This is a genomic window from Paenibacillus elgii NBRC 100335 (genome assembly GCF_004000865.1).
In the GTDB taxonomy this organism is placed as follows: Bacteria; Bacillota; Bacilli; order Paenibacillales; family NBRC-103111; genus Paenibacillus_G; species Paenibacillus_G elgii.
Window position 1 is genome coordinate 21,369 of the sequence record NZ_BIMB01000017.1, and the last position, 25,468, is coordinate 46,836.

A 25,468-nucleotide genomic window follows, 5' to 3' on the forward strand; every position below is an offset into this window, starting at 1 on the left:
GGCTTTCCGAAGCTAGGGCCCGGCGCCTTGGATTCAAGGGCGGGCCGCAGCTTTTTCAATGTCGAGCCTTAGTCCAGCTCTTCATCCATCGACGTGGTTCCCCTGCACAGCTCCGGGAACGAACGGGCGACTTGCTTGCAATCCTCATAGCCCAGATTACCGGAATGCGCCGTCAAGATCGGATACTCGTCCCCGTCCATGTCTTCTCTCATATCCATAATATAATGATTCCCGCAGCCGTCCATCCCGATAGAGACGGAGCCGGCCATATATTCGGGGAATTCGTACGCCAAGTTGTATTCTCTCAATTGCTTCGTGCCGAAAAATTGAAAATAGCGCTCTCCGGTTTGAAACTCCCCACCGTTGGAGTAGCGCAAAAAGTCCAGATAGCTGTCCGGCAGCTTCTTTTGCGGCAGATTCCACAACGACGGATCAAAGGGCTTGTATTGCGCATGAAGCGGATGATTCGCAGGAAAAAGATTCCTCTGCCGCTCTGTAATCTCGGCGATTTCTTGCGGCGACAGCTTCTCGTTCCACGTCTTGACTAAGCGTTCAAGCTCCTCTTCGGTCGCTCCCTCCCGCATAAGATATGGCATTTCAAACACGCTGCTCCACATAGACAATTTCCCCCAATTGTACGCTTCTCTTGATCATGTCAGCCTATTATATAGGACAACGAAGCCGGGCATCAACTCGTTGAACGGCCACGGGGGATCGAGGGCACGCTCAGGGACATTATTTTGCCGCCGCCTTGGAAGTCGTCAGCAGCTTGCCGATTTGCTGCGAAAAGCCGTCATACATCGCAACTTCCGTATTGTTGAGGAACAGCAGCTCGCGGATTTGGCGCTTTTTCAAAAAAGGAACGAGCGGCTGGTCGAACTGGCGCGGATCGATGACGTAAATTTCCTTATAGTGCGGCAGCAGAAAGGGAATCAGCGCGTTGCCGTACGAATCTTTGACGACGGCGACCCGGCGGCCGCTCTCGGCTTCGGTCTTAATGAGGCCCCAAGGCCGGTCGCCGCTCAGAAAGATCCGGTATTTGTTCTTTTTGGCCGCATGGCTCTTGTCCAACAGCTCCATCCGCAGCGGAGCGGCGTAATGCACCGCATATTCGTGCTTGACGAACGGCTTGTACAGCACAAGAGTATCCGGTGCCTTCTGAAGCTGGGAGCTCAGGGTGGCGGAATATAAAGAGCCCAGAAAGCCCGTTACGTTCTCCGTTTCATAGCGGGCCAGCGGGACGGGCGGGACGCCTTGCGCATTCATGAAAGCCTCGTAAGCGTAGTAGGCGCCGGTCGCGGTCCAGTGATGATCCGTACGGAAGTACAGTGTCTCCTGCTTGTGGGCGTTCAGGGAGGACCAGGCGTCAATCGTCTTCACTTGCGGATGAAGCCGCTTGTAGACATCCTCGATCGTTTGGCGCTGGGAGTCCGACAATGATTTCAGCGAAGCTGCGGATACCCATTCCGCTGCCGTCGGCGCGAGAAGCACGAAGGTCGTTGCTTCGCCACCCAGCGCGAGCGAGAATTCGTCGCGGAACCGGTTTACGGCATCGGCATAGGCTTGTCCGGCGGCGGGATCAGAGGTAAACAGATTCACCGCTTTGTTACCTACGACCAATACTTTTCCGATGACGCGTCCTTTCTCCTTGGAGGCGGAAGCCTCTTGAGACGGGCCTTCGACGGCACGCGGGGCCTCGGGAACCGTTGTCCGGGGGGCGGCTTCAATCGAAGCAGCGGAGGCGGTCTGCTCCTGGGCAGGGACAGCGTTCGCCCCGCCTGTATTGTTCGCTTGGGACGCGATCAGGACGGCATGCTCCCCGCCTGACAAGCCGCGCCAAGAGGCAACCTTTTGGCCCGCGCTGACCAAGGAGTCGCGAAAAGCGACGTGGTCCGCCCAATAATTTTCCAGCTGGCGGAAATAGGTGCCGGACTTCAGTTCGCCAACCGACCAGCGGGGGAGCGAAGCCAGGGCCCGGTTTTCCGTCTCCGAGACGGCATGGCCCAAGCCGAACGCATAGAGCGAGGAAACCGTCCCTGCGCACAAGAAAGCGAGAAATAATCCGATTTGCAGCCAATGTCCGAAACGCATGGCAAGCCTCCGATCAGAACCGAAAGTAGAAGAAGGGGGAATACGTTTTCCCGACCAACAGCAAAGCGGACACCGTCAATATCGCCAAGCAGGCGAGAGGAACCAACGTATTCGCATACAGGCCGCGCGCGAAGCCGGGACGCATATGTGCCGCAAGCCTCCGGTGAAGGACGGCCGGAAGCGGCGTAGCGGCGATGACGGCGATCGGGAGCAGGAACGAATGGTTTTGCAAATGAATCGCCAGCTCTGCATTCGCCAACGGAGCCGATGCGAATCCGAGCATGACCCGCAAGTACATCAACCCGCGCCCGATGGATTCGAAGTAAAAAAACACCCATCCAATCAGGACGATCGCCAGAAAATAAATATGGGACGCAAAGGAGGGAAGCACCGACAGGATGCGAAAAAGAAAGCTTCGCTCCATCGCGATGAAAACGCCGAAATAGACGCCCCACAGCACATAGTTCCAGCTGGCACCGTGCCAGAGCCCGGTCAGAAACCACACGGCAAACAGGTTGAACGCCGGATTTCGGCGGTTGCCCCCGAGCGGGATGTAGACGTAATCCCGGAAAAAGCGGCCGACGGAGATGTTCCAGCGCCTCCAGAATTCGCTCGCGCTGCGGGAGACGTAGGGGTAATTGAAATTTTCCTTGAAATGGAAGCCGAACATCCGGCCGAGGCCGATCGCCATATCCGAATACCCGGAGAAATCGAAATAGATTTGCAGCGCGAACAGAACGATGCCGAACCACGCGCCCAGCAGCGACAGCTTGCCGAGATCCCCGTCCAGGAATACGGTGGAAATGTCGGCAAGCGTATTGGCCAGCACGACTTTTTTGCCCAAGCCGACGACGAAGCGTGCGATTCCGGTGCTGAACCCTTCCAGCGTAATCCGGCGGCGGCTAAGCTGCTCTTGCACGTCCGCGTAACGAATAATCGGACCGGCGACCAGTTGGGGGAACAGTGAAATGTACAACAGCAGCTTCGAATAGGAGCGCAGCGCCGGGGCATCCCCCCGATACACATCGACCAGGTAGGAGATAAGGTGAAAGGTGAAGAAGGAGATGCCGATAGGCAGACCGGGATCGCGGAACGGTACGGGAAAAGGCAGGATAGGCTGAAGCGTGTGCACAAGAAAGCCGGTATATTTGAAATAAACGAGCACGCCGACTTGAAAAATAAGTGCTGCGACCATCGCGATCTTCGCCAGACGGCGGCCGCGGCCCCGTTCGATGAGAAGTCCTCCCGCCCAACCGACAGCAACATTCAGCAGCAGAACCCCAATCCAGAGCGGCTCTCCCCAAGCGTAAAACAGCAAAGAAAATGCGAGCAGCACGGCATTTTTGGCCTTGTCCGGGGAGCAGAAATAGAGCAAAAGCACCAGCGGAAGAAAGGCAAAAAGAAAGACGAAGCTGGAAAAGACCACGGCAGGACATCCTCCTCGAATACGGTTACGGTAGCAGTCTTTTCCTATATTGCTCCGAAATCCCATTCGTCATGCACCGAAAGAACCGGTTCCGCAAGGGATAGACGCCCGGTCCGCAGACGTTTATTCTTTGTCCACGGGCTGGCGTATCCGGTCATCGTACCGGTCGAAATGCAACTGCCCGTTCGTGCTTCTTACGGCATAACAGATGTCCCCGATGGCGAGGCCTCTCGATTTGGCTTGCGAAACAAGCCATTCTTCACTGAGATGGTTTTGATGCAGATTGTCGGAAATGATCTGCCCGTCCATAATGAGCTCAACCGGAAACGACTGCTTGCTCGTCTGCAGATTCATATCTTTGCGCGTCACGGGAAGGTATTCCGGCTTGCGCAGCACAGTGATCTTCCCGTTCAGCTCAAGCACGGCATACTGGACTTCTTCGATATTAAAAATATTTTTTTCCCGGAGCTCCTGATTTAAGGTGTCCATCGTCATTTTCAGCTTGCGCATATTGCTTTCCAGAATCTTGCCGTCTTCCATTATGACGGTCGGTTGACCGGAGACCCATTTGCGAATCGTCCGGCTCTTAAGCGCCAGAGCCATCACCAAATAGGCAATGCCGCTGAACGTGACAATGCCGATCAGCACCTGCCATCCGTTCATAGATGTATTAAGAGACAAATTTGCGGTCATAGCGCCCAAGGTAATCGTTGCGACAAAATCATGATACGTCATCCGGGAAATCGTCGATTTTCCAAGAATGCGGGTAATGATCATCATGACGATGAAAGCCGCGATAGACCTCATTAACGTATCGGCAATATGTGTCATGTCCTATCTCCTTATCCACAAGCTGCTTATTCTCGACTGCTCCATAGTATCGCCATCGTCAGGCGGGTTAATTCCAGAATAGGGAAGAAGTGTAAGATGGGCCTAGATCGTCGGAAGCTTAGAGCCGTTTCATTTTGTCATACTGGCGTAACATAGCGAATTTAAGGTGGAGGAGGCTAATGCGATTAGCCGATTGTCGGAGGAGGCGTGTTCATGAAGAAGAAAGTGATCATTTGGAGCGTGGCGGCTGCTATGACTGTCAGCATCTTGGCAGGGTGCGAGAGAGAAGACGATCAAGAGCGCATAAGTTTAACCCCTGTAAGCAAGGTGGAGCGTAAGGACTTTTCGTTCGACATCAACCCCGCAACGTTCGATCTTACGATCGAACATGACGGCGTTCGGGAACAGGCGGCGGCTCCCATGCCCGAGTCCAAGGTAACGGAGCTGAAGCGGGAGGCGGACAAGGTGGAATGGAACTACCCCGAGCGGCAGGTGAAGGTCGCGATCGAAAAGAAGCCGGGGTATCTGGACATTACGCTTCAGTCGACAGGGGCGGATCGGTTTCAGTGGCCCAAGGTGAGCGCGGACAGCTATATCCTTCCATTATGGGAAGGCAAATTCGTTCCCGGCCGCGATGCGAACTGGAAGACGTTTCTGCAGGAGGAAACGATGACTTGGAGCGAGTCGTTCTCGATGAATTTTTTTGCGCTGAACAAGAAGCATTACTCCTTGGTGTATATCTTGAAGCATCCGTTTAATCATGAAATCCACTTTGATACGAAGGACGACATTCAATTTCAGCTCGACCACGAATTTCCGTCCGTTAATCCGGACAAAACATACGGCTTCCGCCTGTATGTTGCGGACAGCGACCCTGTACAAATCGCCGGACTGTACAAAAGCGTGCTGGAAGAGAAGTCCGGCATCGTCACGCTTGCGCAGAAAGCGAAGGCGAATCCGGACATCGAAAAGCTGTATGGCGCGCCTCACATTTATTTGTGGAATAACGATCTGCTTACGCCGGAAGAGATCAACTGGCCCCAATGGAGAGCCAGCTTGAAAAGTCCGCTGTATCCTTGGGTTTCGAAGTTGTTGGCGCAATATACGGAGGATGGATCGAAGGAGTTCGATACGGTATTCAAGCAGGTGTCCGCTCAAGATCACGTCGAGAAAGACCAGAAGGCGGTGATCGTTCGCGCGCTCAATCAAGTGCTGAAATTAAAGGAGCTCTACAACGCCAGCGTGTTTCAGCCGTCGGATGCGGCGGCCCGGCAGCTCATTCAGCAGGGTGTTGCCGCTTTAAGCGAGCAAAAGCTGTACCAGCTTAACAAGCTGCTGTTAAAAAGCGTACTGCAGGACGCGGTTGGGCCCGTCGAGGATTGGGGAAAAGCGAATTCGACCGATATCGTGCGTGAGATGTCGCAGCTCGGCATTAAGAAGGCGTGGATTGGTCTGCCGAACTGGATTAACGGTCTGATGAACCCGAAGTTTGTGGAGCAGGCGGACCGGGCCGGTTATCTCGTCGCTCCGTATGACTCGTACCATTCGATCCATGAGAAGGAAAATCGGGATTGGAATACCGCTTATTTTGGCGACGGACCGCTGTACGAGCAAGCGACGATTACGAACAAGAAGGGAGAGAAGGTCAAAGGGTTTCTGGAAAGAGGGCGCAAGCTCAACCCGACCTTGGCGCTTCCGCTTGTCAAGCAGCGCGTCCAAAGCATTATGCAGGACGGAATTCCGTACCGCTCCTGGTTTGTCGACGCCGATGCGACAGGCGAGATCTACGACGATTACTCGCCTGGGCATCCGACGACGCAAGAGCAGGACATGAAAGCCAGACTGGAGCGAATGGCCTATATCGCGAACGAGAAAAAAATGGTCGTCGGCTCGGAAACGGGGAACGATTTTGCCAGCGGGGTAATTGCCTTTGCCCATGGTCTGGAGACGCCGGTGATCAAGTGGGGTGATAAGGACATGAGGGTCAACAAGTCCAGCGAATACTATGTGGGCGGCTATTATTCCACGCAGGGCGGCATTCCGGAAAGGTACCGCAAACAGGTTCCGGTGAAGGAGCTGTATAAGCACATTTATATCGATCCGGCTTACTCGCTGCCGCTCTACAAGCTGGTCTATAACGATTCGGTCATAACAACCCATCACTGGGAATGGGGCAGCTTCAAAATCAAGGATGCGGTCGTGGAGCGGATGATGACGGAGTTTCTGTATAACGTTCCGCCACTGTACCACCTCGATCAGCAGCAATGGGCGAAGGATAAGCAAACGATTGCCGCTTATTTGAAGGAATGGGCGCCGTTTCATCAGTTGGCCGTCATCCGTCCGATGACCGGCTTCCGCATTCTTACGCCGGACCGGCTTGTGCAAAGCACGGAGTTCGGCAGCGACTTGAAGGTAATTGCCAACTATTCCGCCGCCGATTACCGGGATGAGCAGGGAACCGTAATCAAGCCGGGAACCGTCTTCATCTATGAAGGAGGGCAAAGCAGGACTGTCGATCTGTCTGCTATAATGAAAGCGAGCTAGAGAATGGCGGCAAGCCGTTCCTTAGCGTACAAGGAGGCTGCAAGACATGAACGTACTGCTGGCGGACGACGAGCCGCTGATGCTGCAGATTTTAAGAACTTATTTCTCGAAGGAAGGGTTCGGCACGCTTCTGGCGCAGGACGGGGAAGAAGCGCTGGAGCTGTTTTATAACCATAAAGTGGATTTGGCGGTGCTTGATTGGATGATGCCAAAGCGGAGCGGGGTCGAGGTGTGCAAGGAAATCAAGCAATACAGCCAAACGAAGGTGCTGCTGCTCACGGCCAAGGGCGAGCAGGAAGACGAGTTCGTCGCTTTGAAATCGGGAGCGGACGATTACGTGCGCAAGCCGTTCGATCCGCGAATCCTGCTCATACGGGCGCGAAAGCTGCTGCAGCTGACATCGAAGGTCAGGATCGGCGATTTGACCGTCGATCTGGACGGCCATAAGATTTATCGGGGCGGGCAGGATGTGCAGGCGACGAATAAGGAATTTCAGATGATGAAATTTTTGCTTGCCAACCAAGGGCAGATCGTCACCCGCAAAATGCTGCTGGATCATGTGTGGGGATTCGACTATTTTGGCGAGGAGCGTACGGTCGATACGCACATCCGCAGACTCCGGGAAAAGATCGGCGAGCATCGGATCAAGACCTACCGGGGGCTGGGCTACTGCCTCGAGCATGCCGATGAGTAAATTGAGCAGGAAGCTGATCCTGCGTATCGCACTTGTTGTTTGCGCCGTATGTGCGCTTTCCATGGTTGCGAATACGTTTCTTTTGCCGGACTATTTTCTGTATCAGAAAAAGCTCAAGCTCGGCGAGCTAACCTCGCAGCTTGCCGTGATGGATTATCGCGAGCTTGTGCCGCAGATCGAGCATCTGGAAGCGGAGCATCAAGTCACCATCGTATATGCTTCCTTGTCGGATACGACCGAAGGCGTGAACAGTTGGCTGAAAGAACGGTTGAATCGCAAGGGCATTGCGCTAAGCAAGTTTTGGCTGACCGAGGAGAGCATCGCGAAGCTGCGCGAAGGCGGAAGGGTGAACAAGATTTATAACCAAAGCAAGCTGAAATCCAGCTATTTGGTCAATTTCTTTCCGGTTGGCAGCAATGTGTTCGCCATAGGTGAATCCATCTCGCATTCGTCGGATACGATCGGGATCGTCAACCGCTTCAATGCGTATCTGTGGTTCGGAGCGTTAATTCTGTTGATTCTGCTGTGCGCAGTATATGCGGCCCGGATCGTGAAGCCGCTGGCCCGGTTGAATGAAACGGCCGAAGCGATTTCGAATCTGTCGTTTACGAAGGCGGACATCAAGACGGGCGACGAAATCGAATCGCTCGCGCACAGCATCAACCGGATGAGCGATAAACTAGAGGACGCGCACCGGGCGTTGGAGGTGAAAAATGCGAATCTGCGAACGTTCATTGCGGACATTTCCCACGAGCTGAAAACGCCGTTGTCGTTAATTCAGGTCTATGCTTCGGGGATTAAGGATGGCTTGGACGACGGAACCTATGCCGATGTGATCCGGAAGCAGAGCGAGGAAATGGCCGCCATGATCGATCGGCTGCTGGAGCTATCCCGCTTGCAGACCGAACCGTACCGGTACGAGCCGATCGATTTCCGGCAGCTGCTCGCGGAGACGCTCGACGCCTACCGACCGGCATTCCGGCAGCAAGGGCTGACGCTTGAAGTCGACGACCGTCTGCAGACGGAAGCATGGGTATGGGCCGACAGGCGGAAGCTCGAAACCGTGCTGCATAATTTCATGACCAATGCGATGAAATATACGACCGGCGAGCGGGTCGGCATCACGGTGGAAGCGCAGGCGGACTCCGTTTCATTTCGGATTGCGAATGGCGCGGACATGGCGGAGGAAGCCGGGTGGGAATCGGTCTGGGAGCCGTTCTACGTGATGGAAAGCTCCCGGAACAAGAAGTTTAGCGGCACGGGCTTGGGGCTGTCCATTGCCAGAACCATTTTGCAGAACCATCAGGCTTCCTTTGGCGTCCATGTGTGGGAAGGGATCGTCGAATTTGATTTCTCCTTGCCGCTGTCCCGCCGCTGCGGACAGCTGGCGGAGAACGCAGCTCGCGAGGCGTAACGATGAATCAACCGGACGAATCAACCGTTCGGTTGATTTGCTTTTTAACCGCTCCTTTTAAGATAGAAGTAAGGAGTGAGGAACATGCAGGAAACCATAAAACCGATTCTCGAAGTCAACGGTCTATCCAAGAGCTTCAAAGCGCATCAAGCGTTAAAAGGAATATCATTTGCCGTGTACCCGGGGGAAATTCTTTGCTTTCTCGGTCCAAACGGCGCAGGCAAAAGCACGACGATCCATATTCTTTCGACGGCGCTGCAGGCGGACGCCGGCGAAATCCGTTTTCGCGGAACACCGGTAGCGCAGGAGACGAACGGCTTGAAGCGCAGTATCGGAATCGTGCCGCAGGATTTGGCGATTTACGAAGAAATCTCGGCTGAGCAGAACGTACGCTTTTTCGCTTCGCTGTATGGGCTGAGGGGAAAGGAGCTGCAGGAGCGGACGGAAGAAGCGCTTGCTTTCGTCGGCTTGTCCGACCGCAAAGACGACAAGCCGAAGACGTTCTCCGGCGGGATGAAGCGCCGGCTAAACATCGCCTGTGCGATCGCTCATCAACCGGAAGTGATTGTCATGGACGAGCCGACGGTCGGCATCGATCCGCAATCGCGCAACCACATTCTGGATTCGATCCGTCAGCTGCGCGAGCAGGGTGCGACGATTTTATACACGACGCATTATATGGAAGAGGTTGAGGAAATCTCCACCCGCATTATTATTATCGATCATGGTGAAATCATCGCCTCCGGAACCAAGGAAGAGCTGAAGGACCGGTTGGCCGGCGAGAAGATGTATGAAATTGTCGTCGACAGGACCGAAGGTTTGGATCCGGATGAACTGTACGGGATCAGCGGGGTGAAGCAGGTGCGGGCAGTCGATAACCTGCTGCGCATCATGACGGTAAGTGGGATTGATAATCTGGATCAGATCATCGTCCATCTGATGCAAGGCGGCATCAAGATCCAACACTTGACGAGTTCGGCGGCGAGCCTGGAGTCCGTGTTCCTTCAGATGACCGGACGTAAGCTGCGGGATTAGAGGGGGGCGGGGAGATGTATTCGTTTTTCGTTATTTTGAAGCGGGACTTCATCAATCTGGCGCTCAACCCGGTTCTTCTGTTGACCAATACGGTATTTCCGCTGGTGCTTGTGCTCGTCCTCGGTTATTTGAGCAACGGCGCATACAGCGGCGAAGACATGAACGGTTACGATTATTACGGCGTGACGATCATGGTGTACACGGCTGTGAACGTATCGATGACGGCAGCGAACAGCTTTATGGAACGGACCCTCAAATCGAGCAATCTGCGTATTTTGTACTCGCCGATTCCGCGTGCCTTCGTCTACCTCTCGAAAATTACGGCGACGGTTCTGTTTTGCGGCTTATCGATGCTCATTACATTGGCCGTGCTGAACTGGGGAATGGACGTTCATCTGGGCGGTGCGGACATCGGGTATGTGGCCGTACTGCTGCTTTTGCTGATGCTCATGTCGGCTGCACTCGGCGTGTGGCTGTGCTGTTTGTTTAAAAGCGAAGAGGCATCGAACAAATTATTAAGCATGATCAACAATGTGCTTGCTCTTCTCGGCGGCTTGTTTTTCCAGTTGGACGGACTCGGCGAAACGGTAGCGAAGGCGTCCTACTTCTCCCCGGTGAAATGGGTATCGGAAGCGATATTCCGTATCATCTACGATCATGATCCCGCATTGTTTGCGACGGCCGCCGCGGTGATGCTGGGCGCAACCGCGCTGCTGCTGCTTGGCTGCAAACTGACCTTCAAGACGGAGGATTACGTATGAGAACGATCATCGATCTTTATATGAACAACTTTCGTCGGATGTGGAGCCGCAAAGGCGTGCTGCTGCTCGTTCTGTTGTTCTCCATGCTGGCCTTGTCGCTGGCCGTCTACTTTACCGCGAAATTCGAGGTGCGGGGGCATCTGGCTTGGATCGGGAACGGGGCGTCGGAAGCCGCTCGGCCGCAAGGCTTCCAGGTGACCGTGCTGCAGGAGGCTCCCCGCAAGTCGGCTTTGGTACGCGGGCAGTATGATGCGATTGTCCATGATGAAGGAAACGGACAGTACCGGATCGAAACGTTCAAAAGCGAGGAATTTCGGCAGCTTGTGCTGCAAGCGATCCAGCATCCGGAGCAAGTGCATCCGGACCCGTCGAAACGGGGCGTCGGTACGAATGTCACCGGTTTCCTCCTGATGTTTCTGATGCTGGAAGGGCTGCTGTTTATGAATTTGTTCACGGAGGACAAGGAAAACGGCACGTTCAAGCGGGTGATCGTATCGTCCGTCGGGATCGGGCGGTATATGGCCGCACAGGCCCTCTTTACTTTTTCGTTTGTGTACGTGCCGACCTATGTGACGATTGCCGTGATCAAGCTGGCGTTCGGGTTGGACATCGGGTTCTCGCTAGCCGCATACGCCGGACTTTTGGCCGTCCCTGTAGCTCTCGGCACTGCCTTTGCCTGGTTCCTTCTGGCCTGCATCGAAAAGCTGGATAACGCCATGCCGATGGCGTCGACGATCATTTTGCTCACCTCGCTGTTATCCGGGAGCTTCGGCAGCAAAACGGCGGAATATGGGGTCATGTATTGGATCACCGGCCTGCTTCCGCAAAAACGCTTCCTTGAGCTGGTCAGCGGTCTTGAGCGGAACGAGGAGATATCCGTTTATGTGGGGCAGCTCGGGTACGTGCTCGGCTTAACGCTTATTTTACTTCTGGCCGGATTCGCGGTTGTCCGGCGCCGTGTTCGTGAAGGCTGCTACTAAAAATACCCAGTCATTTATGTTATGATAATTTGGCGGAGCGTGCGATGCTCCGACATGATTGCCAGTCAGAACAGGTGGTGCGCCATGATCCCTAACCAAAGGCTGCTTACCGCCCGATTGCGGCCTCCCTCGCCCCGGAGAAACTTCGTGCCACGCGCAGCGCTGGACGCCAAACTGGAGCGTTTGACGGAGGCGAAAGTAACTTTAATTCAAGGAGCGGCCGGAAGCGGTAAAACGTCGCTCCTTTCCGCGTTTCTAAATAAACGGCCGGAGCTTCCGGCCCGCTGGATCTCGCTGAACGCCGATAACAACGAGATAGAGCAGTTCTGGTATTACGTTCTGGAGGCGCTCAAGCCGGATCTGGGAGAAGCCGGTGAATCGCTGTTAACGCTGTTCGTGTCGAAGCCTCACGGTCAAGATATCGAAAGCTTCCTCGTGCTGCTGGTGAATCAGCTGGAGAGCTGCGTAGGAACGCTGGTGCTTGTTCTGGACGATTTTGAAGTGATCGACTGCACCGGGGTACTCGCTTCGTTACAATTTTTTCTCCGTTACGCGCCGCAGAGCTTTCATCTCGTTCTCCTGAGCCGGAGTGCGCCTTGGATGTACTTGGGCGATCTGCGGATGGCCGGAGAATGCCTCGATATCGGAGAAGAGGAGCTGCGGTTCTCGCCGGAGGAAACGAAGCGGTTTTTGCAGATGACCCTGCAAATGTCCGTTTCCGAGGGGGATGCGGAGCGTCTGCATCGCGTGACGGAAGGATGGATCGGCGGCTTGCAGCTGACGGCGCTGGCGTTGGACGCGAATCGGCAGGCAGCCGTCGGTCAAGTGCGCGCGGTGAACAAGTATGTCGTCGATTATTTGTCCAACGAAATCGTCAGCGGCCTGACGGAGCAGGAAAAGCGGTTCCTTCTTCAGACCTCGAACCTCCGCTATTTCAATGCTGACATCTGTGACCGGCTGCTGGGAACGGGGGATTCCAAGGCTATGCTGCGGCAGCTTGCCGACCGGCACTTATTTCTCGTCCCCATTGACGAGGAGGAGGGAATTTACCGGTACCATCATATGTTCGGGGAGTTTCTGCAGCGGCTTTGGCTGGAAGAGGAAGCCTCGAATATCGCAGCGTGGCACGCCCGGGCATCCGTCGTATACGAAGCCATCGGCGATGTCGAAGAAGGGATTCGTCACGCTTTGCTTGCCGGCCTAACGGATGAAGCGATTCGAATGATCGGTTTGTTGGAAACGTCCGTTCAGGTGTGGGGGCATTTGCGCGAGCTTCCGATCGATGCGCTGTTGGAGCATCGGGACCTGCTGTTCCAAAGGCTCTTTTACCATTTGTGCAATCTGGAGATGGAATGCTGCCGCGATATGATGAATCACATCAGGCGTATTTCCCGGGAGGATCGCCTCTGGTCCATCTTATCGATGGCCCGATTGTTCATAGAGGATGACAGCACGATGTCGAGATCGGACCCGCTGGATTGGATCGCAGAAATTGACGGGATGCATGTCAGCGACATCACCAAGGCTATTGCGTACATGACGGCCAGCATGATGTGCTCCTTCCGCGACAGGCACAAGGAAGCGTTAACCTGTCTCGACCAGGCGAATAAGCTCGAACGGAAGGCGCACAATCCGTACATTCACTTTTTTACGGTTACGCTAAAATGCCAATTGTTGGAAAAATGCGGAGAGCTGATTTTTGCGGAGCAGCTTTATCAAGAGGTATTCCATATGTTGGAAAAGCATACGGTCGTAGCGCCGCTAAAAGTGAATGCGCTCATCGGCATCGCCGGGATTTACTTGAAAACGATGCGGCTGAACGAGGCGGAGCAATCGCTGAGACAAGCGGAGGCCGAGCTGAAAATCGATTATTTGTCATTGGATATGGCCATCGTCTATAATCGGATGGAGCTTGAGCTGTTGCGCGGCAACCGGGAGGCGGCCCTGCAGCTTCTGCTCAGGCTGGAAGCGATGGGCATTTACGAAAGTGCCCACTACGTGCCGGCTATCCTGAATTACACGATCAAGCTTGACAAGATTCGGACGCATGCGCTGGAAGCGTTCGAACAGGAAGCGGAACGCGGGGATCAGGCCGGGACGCTGCGCACGGAGGAGCAGCTTGTCTATGCGAAAGCTTTGGCTCATCGCGGCTTGCGGGAGAAGGCGCTGGCGCAGATCGATGCCGTTCTGGCCGAAGCAAGAAAGCAGGCGGACTACTGGACGATTGTCGAAGCGGCGCTGCTGAAGCTTGAAATCATGGGCGCGGCTGGACGTACCGATAAGCGCGAGCGGCTCCAACTGGCCCGGGAGGCAGTTCACTACGCCTCGTCGTATGGGATCAAGTCGCTTTTTGTATTGGAGGAGCCTGTCGTGCGGCCTTACGCCGAGCTGCTGCGTCAAGATCAGGCGTCCGAGCTATCTCTAACCGAGAAGCGTTTCTTACAGGAATTGTTCGCACTATGGGGACCCGAGGCTTCCGACAGCCAATGCTTGACCGACAGGGAGCGGGAAGTGCTCGAAGTGCTGGCAACGGGAGCGTCGAACAAAGAGATTGGCGAACGGCTGTGTATTTCGCTCGCAACCGTCAAAACGCATATCATCAACATTTACTCGAAGCTGGGGGTATCCGGACGGATCGAGGCGGTGGAAAAAGCGCGGCAGCTGGGGCTTCATTAGCGGATAAGGATAAAGACTCATACCGGCGTATGCCGGATATGAGTCTTTTGTTTGTAGGCCGTTGTACGGCTGAGCGGGTGAACCGCTTTTATTCTTCGTGGTTGAACTGCCACTGGATACCGAATTTATCGGTTAATTGGCCGTAGCATTTGCTCCAGAACGTTTCTTGCAGTTCCATGACTACCTTGCCGCCTTCTTTGAGCTTATTGAAATACGTTTTTATTTCATCGATGTTTTTGCTCATGACGGAAAGGCTGATGTTGTTTCCGACGGTGAAAGGCATACCCGGGAAAACGTCGGAAAACATCACGTCGCTCCCGTTGACGGTAATGCGGGCATGCATGACCAGATGCTTGGCTTCCTCCGGCAGCGTAAACTCCGGGTTAGGCGGCGCATCGCCGAAGGTCATGATTTGCGGTTTTTCCGTTCCGAAAGCCTCCGCGTAAAATTCGACCGCTTCACGACAATTTCCGTTGAAGTTCAGATACACATGGATAGCCATTAATTTCGCTCCTTCGTTCGAATAGGATGGTCTGCAAGCACGGGCTATGTTCACGCTTTCGTCATGTAGCCTTGCCTTTACCAGTATACCTCGAATTAGAGCCATTTTAAACAGCGTCAGGAGTACGGCTTTTCCTTGTGGACGATGGTTTTCAGGAATTATAATAAAACAAGCAAAAATTTTCAGGTTGTATTCAAAAGAACAGAGGTAGCTTTCATGGAATCCAATGTTGTTCGTTATTACCGTTTCGGTGAACCTAGCGAGGTGCTGCAGATCGAAAAAAAGCCGCCGCTTGAGCCGGGACCGGGCGAAATCTCCGTCAAAATGCGGGCGCGGCCCGTTAATCCGTCGGACGTGATCCCGATTCGGGGAGCGTATTCTCACCGGATTACGTTGCCCGCAGTCCCGGGTTACGAGGGGGTAGGGGTGGTGGAAGCCGTAGGGCCGGGAGTTTCGAAGCAAATGTTAGGGAAGCGCGTCCTGCCTCTGCAAGGCGACGGCACGTGGCAGGACTATGTGACAGCCCCTGCCAAATTCGCCGTTCCCGTACCGGAAGACATCGACGACCATACGGCTTGCCAGCTTTATATTAACCCGGTTACCGCTTGGCTGATCTGCCGCATGGCGCTCCGGTTAACGCACGGGGATGTGTTGGTTGTCAATGCGGCGGGTTCCGCTATCGGGAGAATTTTTGCCCAATTGTCGCCTATTTTCGCTTACCGGATGATTGCGCTGACGCGTAGCGACCGCCATACCTCCGAGCTGCTGCGTCTTGGGGCGGCCTGTGTGTTTAACACGGCGGAAGACTCCGTCCAGGAGCGAATTTTAGAAGCTACGGCAGGCCAAGGCGCCACAGCGGCCATCGACAGTATCGGTGGACCCGAAGGCGAAAAGCTGGTGCGCTGCGTGAAGACGGACGGAACGGTCCTAAGCATCGGGCTGCTATCAGGTATTCCGGCCGTGTGGCATGAAGCGGTTCGGGGAACGCAGGTCCGTGTCCTGCCGTTTTATCTCCGGCAATGGGTGCGGAATTCGTCGCAGGAGGAATGGGAGGCGGCTTTTGAGCAAGTGCTGCGTCTCGTGCAGGAGAACAAGCTGGCGATGACGCAGATCGGAGCCAGATTTGAATTGACGGACGTCAAAAGGGCGATCCATGCCGCAGAATCGGGCATCCGCGGAAAAGTTCTATTGTTGAGCTAATAAAGCAGTCTCACCGGATGCGGCAGGAGATGAACGCGCTATGGAGAAAAAGATAAGAAAGATGTTGATTCGCTGGGAGGCAAGGCAATGAACGAGAAAGAGAATAAAGCGACAGAAATCGTGCGGGGCGTCTGCTCATTGGACTGTCCTGATCAGTGCGGCTTGCTTCTGCACAAAGAAGCGGGGCGAATCGTGAAGGTGGAGGGAGATCCCGCGCATCCGATGACGCAGGGCGATATATGCAACAAAGTGCGCCATATGACCGAGCGCTTGTATGACCCGGCCCGTCTTCGCTATCCAATGAAACGAACGGGGAAGAAGGGAGACGGCGCGTTCGAGCGTATCTCGTGGGAGGAAGCGATTGAGACGATCGTGTCCAAATGGAAGACGCTTATCGCGACGGAAGGGGCGGAAAGCATTCTGCCGTACAGCTTTTACGGGAATATGGGGAGAATCGGAGCGGAAGGCATGGACCGGCGTTTTTTCCACCGCATGGGGGCCAGCCGGCTTGAGCAAACGATATGCGAAGCCGCGGGAACGGAAGGGTACCGTTATACGATGGGCGGCAGCTACGGGACGTCCCCGGAGGATACGGTCCACGCCAAGCTGATTGTGATGTGGGGCATTAATGCGGTAAGCACCAATCTGCACCAGATCGTGCTTGCGGAGAAGGCGCGCAAGAACGGCGCCCGTATCGTGGCGATCGACGTTCACCGCAACCGGACGGCCAAATGGGCGGATTGGTTCATTCCGATTCGCCCGGGAACGGATGCCGCTCTTGCGCTTGGCCTGATGCATATTTTGTTCGAAGAGGGCATGACGGACGAAACGTTCTTACAAACCTATACGGTCGGACATGAAAAGCTCCGTCAGCATGTGAAGTCGTATGATCCGGAATTCGTATCCTCCGTTACGGGCGTCCCAGTGGAAGACATTTATGAGCTTGCCCGGCTGTACGGCCGCACGACTCCGTCCTTCATTCGGATCGGCAATGGAATTCAGCACCATGACAACGGAGGGATGTGCGTTCGAACGATCGCCTGTCTTCCGGCGCTGACAGGCCAATGGATGCATCGCGGCGGCGGGGCGATCAAGGGCAACGGCAGTTATTTGGACTTCAACAAAGCGGCACTGCAGCGTCCGCAATTGCGCAAGCAACCGGCCCGCTCCGTCAATATGAATCAGCTGGGAAATGCGCTGCTGGAGCTAGATCCGCCGATCCGTTCGCTGTACGTGTACAATTCGAATCCGGCGGTCGTTGCCCCGCATGCCGGCAAAGTACGGCAAGGGCTGATGCGCGAAGATTTGTTCACGGTGGTACATGACTTGTTTCTTACGGAGACTGCACGGTACGCCGATCTGGTGCTCCCGGCGACGTCTTCCTTCGAGAACCATGATATTTACCGTTCCTACTGGCATCATTACGTACAAATCCAACAACCAGCCATTGAGCCTTACGGCGAAAGCAAGTCCAATCCGGACGTCTTCCGGCTGCTGGCCCAGGGCATGGGCTTCGAGGAAGAGGCTTTGCGCGATTCGGACGAGGATATGATCCGGCAGGCGCTGAACAATCCGGTCAATCCGAATCTAGAGAGCATTACGTATGAGCGGCTTCTGGAGGAGCAGTACGTGAGAGCGAACGTCCGGCCGCTGTTTCCGGGCAAGCTGCCTACGCCGAGCGGAAAGATCGAGCTCTACTCCAGGGCGATGGAGCTAAAGGGCCTTCCGCCGCTGCCTACGTACACGCCGCTGCAGACAGACGAGGAAGAGGCTTTGCGGTTTCAATTTATCCCGGCGCCCAATCACAATTTCTTAAACTCGACGTTCTCGCATAATGCAAAGCATGTCCGGCTGGAAGGCGACGAGCCGAAGCTCTACATGCATACGGAAGACGCCGAGAGCTTGGGAATCCGGAGCGGCGAACGTGTCCGGGTCTGGAACTCGCGCGGCTCGTGCGAGCTAACCGCGATAGTGGGCGACGACGTTGTTCGCGGTACCGTTGTCAGCCAGGGCTTATGGGCGGACGCGGAAGGAAACAGTCGCTTGGTGAATGCTCTCACCCCGGACAGGCTGGCAGATATGGGCGGTGGGGCTGTCTTTTTCTCGGGACGGGTACAAGTGGAGAAGCTTGAGAACGCCAGCTAGTCGAGAGGGTTTCATACGTCAACACAGTCGTTTAATGCGGATATCCCTGGAAGAAGCCATTGTGCTTCGTCCGGGGATATTTTTTATCCGCCAACGTTTTAAGCGTATAGAACCGTCGGGGGAGTAGAACGTCATTCATGTCGTTTCGTTTTTAAATGATAACCCGGCTTCCTTTAATGCAGTCCTGAGTTTAGGTAAGGATACCGGCCCCATACCGTGAAATTGCAAGATCTCTCGTTCACTATATTTTGAGAGTTGATGCAAAGAAGTTATCCCATTGTGTTCTAGCGCGCGTCTTGCCGGTGCCGAGAGAAGGGATAGAAAACCGTTTTCGGGTTTGCGTTCTTGTTCACAGGTCGGGCAGGTGGGACAATCGGTGCTTTTATAGTATTGGTGTCCATTGCTGCAAGTTCTTAACGTTTTTTTTGAAGCTGCCATTTTACATCGCTCCTTTTCTGAAGGAAGAAGTTCCGAACCATCGTTAAGACTATTATAGAACGAATGTTCGCGGATGATCAACAATGGAATGAAGACTGTTGATCGGTCCCCCTCAAAAGTATTGTTATGGGCAACGTCTTTACAAAATCCTAAGAAATATATTGGCGAAAAACGGTTGACATGGATTGGGAAATGAAATATATTCTGGGGGCTAGGATCTTCGGTCTTTGAAGTTTATAGCGCTTTTATTTTTTCGTGAAAGTATAAACGTTTTAATTTTCAAAGACGGGATGACTTCGAATGAAAGCGCATAATATCAAGGGAGGAGGACAGAGTACGGCAGCTTATAGCCGGATGAGGACCGAGAAGGAGATGCAAGGCCACGCAGTAAGCAGTATTCCAACTTCATGTTAGAAAGGAATTTCTCATCATGAACAACCATGCAAGAAGAACCGGAAACCGCATGCTTTCGCTCTTATTGACGCTTGTCCTGTTAACGCTCCAATTTGCGGGTGTGGCATCCGCTGACGTATCGCCGGTTTCCTCCACCTTGGCGGAATGGAAATATAGCGCGAATCCGGCCGATCAAAGCGTATTCACCGCAACTTACGGCCTCTACAAGGGCAGCTCCGCCCTTCAGGCGGTTCCTGCCAGGGCTACGGAAACGTTCGGCTGGGACGATAGCCTCCAAGCGATCCGCTATCAAGGCTGGCACGAAGAGACAGGGAAGGAAAAATATTGGCTTGCCACCGTCTCTACGAAGGAGTTCCAGCAGATCACGCTATCTTCCGAGCAGCAGGGCAGGGGATCGACCGGTCCGCGCGATTTTCGGGTGCAATTCAGCACGGACGGGCAGCAGTGGACCAATCTGACGGGTGACGGCACAGGCTTACCCGATCTCGTCATGAATAAGGACACAGCCACGCGGTTAACCGACGTGCCTTTGCCAGGTGTCGCGAGCGACCGGGAGCGCCTGTACATACGCTGGCTTGTCGTTTCAAATGTGAGCACGAGCGGGACGGCCATCGGGGAATCCGGCTCCAGCCAGCTCATCAGCGTCACCGTCAAGGGGGTGCGCAAGGGCTCGTCCTCCGACGTGACGGCACCGACTGTGCCTGCGGGACTTAGCGGGCAAGCGATATCCGATACATCGATCCGGCTGACCTGGACGGCCTCTACGGACAATGTCGGAGTCGCAGGCTACAACATTTACCGCGAGGGCGTAAAAGTCGGGACGGCGCCAGCCGCATCCTACGAAGACACCGGACTTGCGGCCAAGAACTACACGTACCATGTGACGGCTTACGATGGGGCGGGTAACGAATCGGATGCGAGCAGCCGGATCGCAGTTTCGACACTTGCGGCGGCATCCCGTCAAAAGGTTGCGGAATGGACCTTCGCGGGCGCCGGGTCTGACGGCGTGTGGCCGGCCACGGACGGCGCCTACAAGTCGGCGTCGACGTTTAGCAATATCGGCGGCGTATTGGAGGCCTACGACAGCGACAAACAAGCGATCAGCTATCAAGGCTGGGACAACGGCAGCGGCAGCAAATATTGGCTGGCGACCGTCTCGACGAAAGGGTTCGAGCAGATTGCGCTGTCCTCGCAGCAAAACTCCTCGGGCTCGGGCCCGCGCGATTTTAAGGTGCAAATCAGCACCGATAAGCGGACATGGACAGACGTGCCGAATACGGACCTGACGATGGTCACTTCCAGCTTCAATTGCGCGAACCAGTCGTGCAAGCTGATCGATGCGTCTCTTCCGGCGGAAGCCGACAATCGGGATATCCTGTATATCCGCTGGATTGTCCGCTCGGATACGAATACGAAAGGTTCCTCGGGCATCGGCGGGTCCGGCTCCAGCCGGATCAAGGATGTCCGGGTATCGGGCAAACGGATCGACGGCGCGCCGATTGTCATCCCGACGATCGATACGGCGGGGCTGCCCAAGGACGGCGCTGTTCAAGTGTCGGCGGCCGCCCCGGTGTCGGTGACCTTCAATAAGCCGATCGCGCTGAATCCCGGATATGAAGCGGCGATTGTCGACGATCACAACCGGACGCTTGCTCCGGTCACGCTTGAGATTGTCAATCAGGTCACGCTGAACATCCAGCATCCGAGTTTTGTGTACGGCAAGACGTACACGGTGAAGCTTCCGAAGGAGCTCATTCGTGGCAAGGACGACCAAGTTCCGCTCGCCCGGGATATCGTCTGGAGCTTTACGGTGCAGGATTCGCCTTACATGCCGAAGCTGATCAACATGACGTTGAACGGCGATGCCCGAACAAGTCTCGCGTTTGCCTGGTACACCGATGTGAAGACGGGAACGGTCGTTCAGGTGGCCGAGGCCGACAAAGTGAAGGACGGTGTATTTCCGGAAGCCGGAGCCGTTGCATATACAGGTAGCGTGGAGGAAATCGAGACTTTCATGAAGAAAAGCGACCGGGAAACCGGCCGGAAGACGAAATTTATGAGTCATAAAGCGGTCGCAGACGGGTTGAAGCCGGGAACCGCCTACAAGTTCCGCGTAGGCAACGGCGAGCCGGACGGCTGGAGCGCCGTCGGGTCGTTCAAGACGGATGCGGGCAAACAGGCGGGCTACCGTTTTATAGCCGGATCGGACTCCCAATCCTCCAGCAAATCGGGATTCGAGCCGTGGGGCGATACGTTCAGAAAAGCGATCGATCATATCGGCGATCCCAAATTTTTGATCAACGCCGGGGACTTGGTGGATAACGGAGATTTGGAGGAGCAATGGCAGTGGATGCTGGGAGCGGCGCAGAACGAGCTGCTGAACGTACCTTTCGTCCCCGTGCTTGGCGGACATGAGGTTCAGGACTACGACGGAGACGAAACGACGCCGAACAACAACTTCTACAATCACTTCAACCTGCCGAAGCAGGAGGTGGAAGGCACTCACGAAGGGTCGGTCTACTCGTTCGAATATGGCGATGCGCTGTATCTGGTGTTCAACTCCCAGTTTGTCGGCGGACTGGCGCAGAACGGAGTCGACGTGGAGTGGGCCGATAAACAGTTCTGGGATCAAGTCGCGTGGATGAAAAATACGGTCGCGAGGAGCGACAAGAAATGGAAGTTCGTCACCTTCCACAAAGGCCCTTATTCGGCGGGTGACAATGCAGGCGAATGGGAGGACGAACGGGTTCAATTTTACCGCAAGTATCTGATTCCCGTTTTCGACGAGATGGGCATCGACATGGTGTTCGAAGCGCACGATCACATGTATATGAGATCGTTCCAGATGTACAACGATAAGATCATTCCCGCAAGTCAGCTGACGTTTGACCAGGAAGGTAATGCCGTGAATCCGAAAGGCACGGTTTACCTGATGTCCAATGCGTTCGGCAATAAATTTTACGAAAAGTATGTCGATAAGAACGGCGTTCCTTATGACGATTTTTTTGCAGCCATCGATACCCAGCCGTTCAAAAAAATGTTTACCGATGTCTCCGTCTCGGATGAGGTGCTCAAATTTACAGCCTACACGGCGGCGGTCGAAGACGAGAAGCCGGGGGATAGCGGGGTGCAAGCCTACGACCGGTACGGCATTCGGAGAACGGACGGCAAGCCTGCGAAGGTGGAGGACGCCAAAGTTCAAGTCACCGGCAATCAAGCCGTCCTTTCGTGGAAGGCTCCTGCCGCCAGCGCCGAGCCGGTCAGAGGCTTCCGGATCTATGAGAAGAACGATAAGGTGAAAACGCATTGGAGCGTCTATGTTCCGGCCGGGGCGCAAGCGGAGTACACCTATGCAATTGCCGACATTAACCCCGCGAAAAAATACGATTTCGTCGTGAAAGCGGTCGGTGCGAGAATCAATTCCGATGCGGTCGAAGTCAGTACGCAGGATGGACCGATCGATTCTGATCCGCCTTCGGCGCCAACGAGCTTGACCGGGAACGCGGTTTCCGCTTTTCAAATTCAGTTGAACTGGAAGGCGTCCGCCGGAAAAACGGAAGCGGCAGGCTACAACATCTACCGTAACGGCGTCAAAGTCGGCACGACAACGGCGACCTCCTACAGCGATACGGGATTAAAGCCCGCTACGAGCTACAGCTACGAAGTGAAGGCGTATAATGCGGAAACGATCGAGTCGCTGCCAAGCAACCGGATCGAAGTCGCGACCAAGCCTGCGTCCTCCGGAGACGGACCGTTCAAGGCGTACCCGCAGCATACCGTGTATGCGGGCGATTCGATCAAGCCGAATCATGTGACGCAAGCCGAAATGGACGCCACGGTGACCCGGTTGTACAAGGAATGGAAGGCAAAATATTTGAAGCGAAACCCTTATGACCCTACGCAATACTACGTATGGTATGCGGATGGGGATTGGTTCAAAGACGGGGAAATTACCGTCTCGGAGGCCCACGGGTACGGCATGCTGATCACCGCGCTGATGGCGGGGCATGATCCGGAGGCAAAGACTTATTTTGACGGCATGTACCAGTATTTCCGGGCGCATCCAAGCGCCGTTAACCCGCAGCTGATGGCATGGCAGCAGGCGGATAACGGCAGCGCCATCGTCGACATCAACGGCGCGGATTCCGCAACGGACGGGGATATGGACATTGCGTACGCGTTGCTGCTGGCCGACCGGCAGTGGGGAAGCGCGGGCGAAATCAACTATTTGGAGCAGGCCCGCAAGGTGATCGACGCGATCATGGAAAGCGAAGTCAACCATACGGAATGGACCTTGAAGCTCGCCGATTGGGCGAAGGACGAGGACCCGATGTACGGCAAAGCTTCCCGTCCATCCGATTTCATGCTCCAGCACTTGAAGGATTTCCGGATCGTATCCGGCGATAGCCGCTGGGACAAAGTGATCGACCAAACGTACCGCATGATCCGGAGCGTGCATGAGAAGTACAGTCCGAATTCCGGACTGCTGCCCGATTTTGTCTTCAAGGATACGGACGGCCAATTCAAGCCGGTAAGCGAGAAGAAATGGGATACCGGGAACGGATATTTCCTGGAAGGCGAGCATGACGGGGACTATAATTACAACGCCTCCCGGGTGCCATGGCGGCTTGGCACCGATTTCCTTCTGACCGGAGATCGGCGGGCGAAAGAGCAGCTCGGCCGGTTGAACGGCTGGATTCGCGCGAAAACCGGCGGCAAACCGGAAGGCATCAAGGCCGGCTATAAGCTGGACGGTTCAGCGGCGTTAGGCGAGGATGCGGATCTTTCGTTCTCCGCGCCGTTTATGGTCAGCGCCATGACCGACTCGTCCAATCAGCAGTGGCTGAACGATTTATGGGATTACAATGCGGCCATTTCGACGGAAGACGCGCTTTATTTCGGCAACAACCTCCGGCTGCTGAGCATGCTGGTCGTTTCCGGCAACTGGTGGACGCCGGCCATCGTCGACACCGAGTCGCCGACGGAACCGACCATCGAGCGGGCCGAAGCCGTATCCGATTCCGCCATCGATCTGAAGTGGACGGGAGCGACGGATAACTTCGGGATTGCGGGCTACAAAATTTACCGAAACAATACGGAAATCTACACGACGACGAAGACCGAATTCCGGGACACCGGACTTTCGCCGAATACGACTTACCGTTACTTTGTGATGGCTTTCGATGCAGCGGGCAATTATTCGAAAATAAGCAATGTGCGAGTGGTGTCCACCTTAAGCGACTCCGGCTCCGATTCGGATTCGAGCGGGTCCGGCGGTTCAGGTGGGGGAAGCGGCGGCGGTTCATCGGCTGCAACTGACGGGAAGCTGTCGATCCCGGCAGGCGGCTCGGGCACCACAAGCTTAGGGAACGCAATCACCGTCACCGTACCGGCGGGAGCGGCCGATCAGGCGTTGACGCTGACCGTGGAGAAAGTGGCGGACCCGTCAAAGTTCCTTACTCAGCAAGAGACAAAGCTCAGTCCGGTGTTTGAACTGACGAAAAACTTTACCGGCTTGTTCAAAAAGCCAGTTACGCTGACGATCGCTTTCGATCCGTCGCTGCTGCGGAGCAACCAGACACCTGCCGTGTTCGTTTACGACGGCGAGAAGAAGCAGTGGACGAATATCGGAGGCACGGTCGACGGTTCCACGATCAAGGTGAACGTGGACGATACGGGTATCTTTGCGGTGTTCGCCGTCGATAAGAAAGCTGGCGATGTTTCGGCGGAGCCGAAGCCGGTATCGTTTACCGATACCGTAGGGCATTGGGCGGAAGGCATCATCCGGCAAGCGGTGACAAGCGGTATCGTTACGGGATACCCGGACGGTTCCTTTAAACCGGATCATGTCATCACCCGGGCCGAATTTGCCGTCATGCTGGCCGGGACGATGAAGCTTGGGCAGGAGGGCGACGCTCTTACGTTCGCCGACCGTTCCGAAATCGGCGCCTGGGCGGAGAAAGCTGTGGCGCAGGCCGTCCAAGCGGGCATCGTTCAAGGCTACGAGGACGGTACGTTCCGTCCGAATGCGCAGATCACCCGGGCCGAGATGGCCATCATGATCGCCAATGCGCAGGGAGCTGCCCGCCAAGCGGCCGGCTCGACCGATTTTTCGGACGACGCCGATATCCCGGGATGGGCGAAAACTGCCGTAGAGGCGATTCAAAAGCTTGGCCTGGTCGAAGGCCGGGAAGGCAACCGCTTCGCCCCGGGAGCCAGCGCAACGAGAGCCGAAGCGGTCAAGGTGCTGCTGAAGCTGAAGCAATCCGGGAAGTAATTTTTAACAATCTCTAGGCTGTCGGGATTTTTCTCGGCAG

The 25,468-nt window shown here is 55.1% G+C and carries 16 protein-coding genes; 10 read left to right on the plus strand and 6 right to left on the minus strand.

Translation table 11 applies throughout. The features are described from left to right. Positions 1-68: 68 nt before the first annotated feature. The 4 genes from PEL01S_RS14720 to PEL01S_RS14735 all read right to left on the minus strand — a co-directional run bounded on the left by PEL01S_RS14720 (position 69) and on the right by PEL01S_RS14735 (position 4,348). Positions 69-617 carry an SMI1/KNR4 family protein gene (locus tag PEL01S_RS14720; protein WP_127460826.1) on the minus strand — a complete coding sequence of 183 codons (549 nt, stop codon included), beginning with the start codon at positions 615-617 and terminating at the stop codon, positions 69-71. Between the two features lie 118 nt (positions 618-735). After that, a complete protein-coding gene (locus PEL01S_RS14725) occupies positions 736-2,091 on the minus strand; it encodes a DHHW family protein (RefSeq protein WP_063178667.1) in 1,356 nt (451 codons plus the stop codon). A 13-nt stretch (positions 2,092-2,104) separates the two neighbouring features. Continuing rightward, on the minus strand, positions 2,105-3,517 hold the full coding sequence (locus PEL01S_RS14730; protein ID WP_063178669.1) for an MBOAT family O-acyltransferase: 1,413 nt from the start codon (positions 3,515-3,517) through the stop codon (positions 2,105-2,107). A gap of 123 nt (positions 3,518-3,640) precedes the next feature. Continuing rightward, positions 3,641-4,348 (minus strand): DUF421 domain-containing protein, encoded by a 708-nt coding sequence (locus tag PEL01S_RS14735; protein WP_063178671.1) that lies wholly within the window; start codon positions 4,346-4,348, stop codon positions 3,641-3,643. A gap of 213 nt (positions 4,349-4,561) precedes the next feature. On the opposite strand from PEL01S_RS14735, the gene PEL01S_RS14740 reads away from it, so the two are divergent. The 7 genes from PEL01S_RS14740 to PEL01S_RS14770 all read left to right on the plus strand — a co-directional run bounded on the left by PEL01S_RS14740 (position 4,562) and on the right by PEL01S_RS14770 (position 14,452). Beyond that, complete coding sequence (locus tag PEL01S_RS14740; protein ID WP_127460827.1) at positions 4,562-6,892, plus strand: glycoside hydrolase; 2,331 nt, start codon at positions 4,562-4,564, stop codon at positions 6,890-6,892. A gap of 46 nt (positions 6,893-6,938) precedes the next feature. Further along, positions 6,939-7,586: a response regulator transcription factor gene (locus PEL01S_RS14745; protein WP_108531477.1), complete on the plus strand. Its 648-nt coding sequence runs from the start codon at positions 6,939-6,941 to the stop codon at positions 7,584-7,586. After that, positions 7,579-9,000, plus strand: a complete 1,422-nt coding sequence (locus PEL01S_RS14750; RefSeq protein WP_127460828.1) for a sensor histidine kinase — start codon at positions 7,579-7,581, stop codon at positions 8,998-9,000. The genes PEL01S_RS14745 and PEL01S_RS14750 overlap by 8 nt, the downstream gene beginning before the upstream one ends. Before the next feature lie 84 nt (positions 9,001-9,084). Continuing rightward, positions 9,085-10,035, plus strand: coding sequence for an ABC transporter ATP-binding protein (locus PEL01S_RS14755; RefSeq protein WP_082866834.1), 951 nt, complete (start codon positions 9,085-9,087; stop codon positions 10,033-10,035). A 14-nt stretch (positions 10,036-10,049) separates the two neighbouring features. Further along, a complete protein-coding gene (locus PEL01S_RS14760) occupies positions 10,050-10,796 on the plus strand; it encodes an ABC transporter permease (protein ID WP_127460829.1) in 747 nt (248 codons plus the stop codon). Then, entirely contained in the window at positions 10,793-11,776 is a 984-nt protein-coding gene (locus PEL01S_RS14765) for an ABC transporter permease (protein WP_108531474.1), read from the plus strand. The genes PEL01S_RS14760 and PEL01S_RS14765 overlap by 4 nt, the downstream gene beginning before the upstream one ends. An 84-nt stretch (positions 11,777-11,860) precedes the next feature. Further along, a complete protein-coding gene (locus PEL01S_RS14770) occupies positions 11,861-14,452 on the plus strand; it encodes a winged helix-turn-helix domain-containing protein (protein WP_163767688.1) in 2,592 nt (863 codons plus the stop codon). 88 nt (positions 14,453-14,540) lie between these two features. Here PEL01S_RS14770 and PEL01S_RS14775 read toward each other — a convergent pair whose 3' ends face one another. After that, positions 14,541-14,954 (minus strand): VOC family protein, encoded by a 414-nt coding sequence (locus PEL01S_RS14775; protein ID WP_127460830.1) that lies wholly within the window; start codon positions 14,952-14,954, stop codon positions 14,541-14,543. Positions 14,955-15,170: 216 nt separating this feature from the next. Between PEL01S_RS14775 and PEL01S_RS14780 the strand changes: the two genes are divergently transcribed. Both PEL01S_RS14780 and PEL01S_RS14785 read left to right on the plus strand, forming a co-directional pair. Beyond that, complete coding sequence (locus PEL01S_RS14780; RefSeq protein WP_127460831.1) at positions 15,171-16,154, plus strand: zinc-dependent alcohol dehydrogenase family protein; 984 nt, start codon at positions 15,171-15,173, stop codon at positions 16,152-16,154. Between the two features lie 87 nt (positions 16,155-16,241). Next, positions 16,242-18,299 carry a molybdopterin oxidoreductase family protein gene (locus PEL01S_RS14785; RefSeq protein WP_127460832.1) on the plus strand — a complete coding sequence of 686 codons (2,058 nt, stop codon included), beginning with the start codon at positions 16,242-16,244 and terminating at the stop codon, positions 18,297-18,299. A 135-nt stretch (positions 18,300-18,434) separates the two neighbouring features. Here the strand turns inward: PEL01S_RS14785 and PEL01S_RS14790 are convergent, their stop codons facing one another. Then, entirely contained in the window at positions 18,435-18,737 is a 303-nt protein-coding gene (locus PEL01S_RS14790) for an RNA polymerase alpha subunit C-terminal domain-containing protein (RefSeq protein ID WP_127460833.1), read from the minus strand. Between the two features lie 430 nt (positions 18,738-19,167). Between PEL01S_RS14790 and PEL01S_RS14795 the strand changes: the two genes are divergently transcribed. Beyond that, the gene (locus PEL01S_RS14795) at positions 19,168-25,428 is read left to right on the plus strand and encodes a glycosyl hydrolase family 8 (RefSeq protein WP_127460834.1); all 6,261 of its coding nucleotides are present in this window, start codon (positions 19,168-19,170) and stop codon (positions 25,426-25,428) included. Positions 25,429-25,468: the final 40 nt, after the last annotated feature.